3 protein-coding genes are annotated in these 2,062 nt (G+C 35.2%); all 3 read left to right on the top strand.

The window, feature by feature from the left end; all coding sequences use genetic code 11:
- On the top strand, positions 1 to 1,094 hold a 1,094-nt coding region (locus B6C99_RS13460; RefSeq protein ID WP_216819500.1), incomplete at its 5' end, for a VENN motif pre-toxin domain-containing protein.
- Positions 1,095 to 1,111: 17 nt separating this feature from the next.
- On the top strand, positions 1,112 to 1,327 hold the full coding sequence (locus B6C99_RS12910; RefSeq protein WP_086360188.1) for a hypothetical protein: 216 nt from the start codon (positions 1,112 to 1,114) through the stop codon (positions 1,325 to 1,327).
- Between the two features lie 42 nt (positions 1,328 to 1,369).
- Positions 1,370 to 1,582 carry a hypothetical protein gene (locus B6C99_RS12905; protein WP_086360187.1) on the top strand — a complete coding sequence of 71 codons (213 nt, stop codon included), beginning with the start codon at positions 1,370 to 1,372 and terminating at the stop codon, positions 1,580 to 1,582.
- The last annotated feature ends 480 nt before the right edge of the window (positions 1,583 to 2,062 follow it).

Below are 2,062 nucleotides of genomic sequence, written 5' to 3'. Positions count from 1 at the left end.
AACAGGTAAAAGAGCTCGAACGCACTATTCATAAAGATGCCGGTAAAGACTCACAAGATGGCAAAATGGGCAATGACTTTAGTAAAGGCGTTGACTCAGCCGTATCAATTATTACCGGCATTATCACTGGCGATATGACCGGCGGCTTAGCTGGCGCCAGCGCACCATGGTTAGCGGAGCAGATAAAGATACAAGCCGGTGATAACGAAACCGCGAGGTTAGTTGCCCATGCAATACTTGGTGCGGTAGTGGCTGAACTACAAGGCAACTCAGCATTATCTGGTGGAGCGGGTGCAGTGGTGGGTGAAGTTGCAGCAGATATCATCCGCAAACAACTGTATGGCAAAGAAGTCAAAGATTTAACCGAAGAAGAAAAACAAACCATCAGCGCACTATCTCAACTAGCGTCAGGCCTTGCGGTAGCTGCCGGCGGTGGTAATATTGGTGATGCTAGTGCAGCTATTAGTAGTAGTAAAAATGCGGTTGAGAATAATAATTTACTTCTAATTCCTAGGGTTGCTTGGCAAGTAATTCGTCCAAGTGCACTCGGCGAGCCAGTTACCATTACTGCTGTAGATGTGTTAATAGCAAGAGGTTTAATTGCTGATACTGAAGAGGCAGAAGCCTTTTTAGGAGGTTTAACCTTAGAACAAAGAAAATTAATTGAATTAGCTTTAGTTGATCCCACTGGTGATGAAAATTTTGAAAACGCTGTAGTAAAGACTTATGATACTTACTACAATGAGTATTTGAAGAAAAAAGCTAGTAATAAAAAAAATAAGACCAGTGATTATGCCTCGGCTGGTGATTCATCAACCGCAAGTGGTGGTGCAAATTTACAGCCAGATGATGATGATAATGATAAAGACAGAAAATATAAGGTTAAAAAATCAGGAATTAGTGGTAAAGAAGGTGCAAACGATGTTCCTGATTGGGCAAGAGGAAATAGACCATATGTAGGTGAAAATGGAGACCAATTTGCTACACGACTAATGAATAACAAATACGGTAAAGGCAATTGGGAAAAAGGCACAAATTCTCAGTTTAGTAAAATTAAAAAATGGGGTGATAGATCATTTATGAATCCCAAATAATCGATGAGGATATAAAAATGCAGAAAATATATTATTTATACCATGTTCGTTATGAAGATACTGATGATGAAGATTTTAGGATAATTGGTATTTATAGTTCAAGTAAACAGGCTAAATTAGCTATAGAACGAATGAAAAAAAAACCAGGATTTATCGATTTTCCTAATGGTTTTCAGATTATTCCTAGTGTACTTAATCGAGCGGAATGGTTAGATGGTTTTGTTACTTGTTAATATCTAATAGATTAAATAATTCAGATAACCATGGAGATGAAAATGCAAAAAGTCTATTATTTACATCATACTAGAGATAAAGGTACAGAATATGAAGATGATAAAAAAATTGGTACCTTTGGTAGTTATCAATTAGCCGAAGATGCTATAAACAGAATAAAAGATAAACCAGGTTTTATTGACTATCCAAATGACTTTTATATTGATGAGTATATCATCGATAAAGATTATTGGACTGATGGTTTTAGTGATTAATATTATTTGAAATAATATATACATTGGTTAAGACTTAATCTGACCAATATTTAAAAAAGCGTTACTAGTTTTGAGATAAAGTATCAAATATTCAATCAAAACAAAAAAGTAACGCTCATCTTTACTAGCACTACCAAAGAATAAGACATAAAGTTTGTCTTATTAACTTGAGCTGAAAATTTCAAAATGTCTACATATAAAGAGGTGCTATCAAATGAGCACCTTTTTCATCATGGCGTTCAAATAGTCATGAAACGGTATACACACCCCGATTATTTTTACTAATAAACCTCAATAAACCAACTCAAAATAACTATTATCTAAAAAATTTAATTACCAATTAGAATAGTTGTTATTACCCATGCGGCAATCAGTGACGGTGAGTTAATCATTCGTGACCAAGATAAACAAACACAAGATATTAATGAACTCAGTCATGATACCGAAAATGCCCATAGCAAACTCAAACCAATCTTTAAT

Source organism: Gilliamella sp. N-G2, from assembly GCF_002142215.1.
In the GTDB taxonomy this organism is placed as follows: Bacteria; Pseudomonadota; Gammaproteobacteria; order Enterobacterales; family Orbaceae; genus Gilliamella.
The sequence above is the reverse complement of the archived record's forward strand: the minus strand, read 5'-3'. Positions and strand labels throughout refer to the sequence as shown.

Bases quoted from the DNA above. Each gene is read 5' to 3' on its own strand.
- B6C99_RS12910 (WP_086360188.1), top strand. From the start codon at position 1,112: ATGCAGAAAATATATTATTTATACCATGTTCGTTATGAAGATACTGAT.
- B6C99_RS12905 (WP_086360187.1), top strand. From the start codon at position 1,370: ATGCAAAAAGTCTATTATTTACATCATACTAGAGATAAAGGTACAGAA.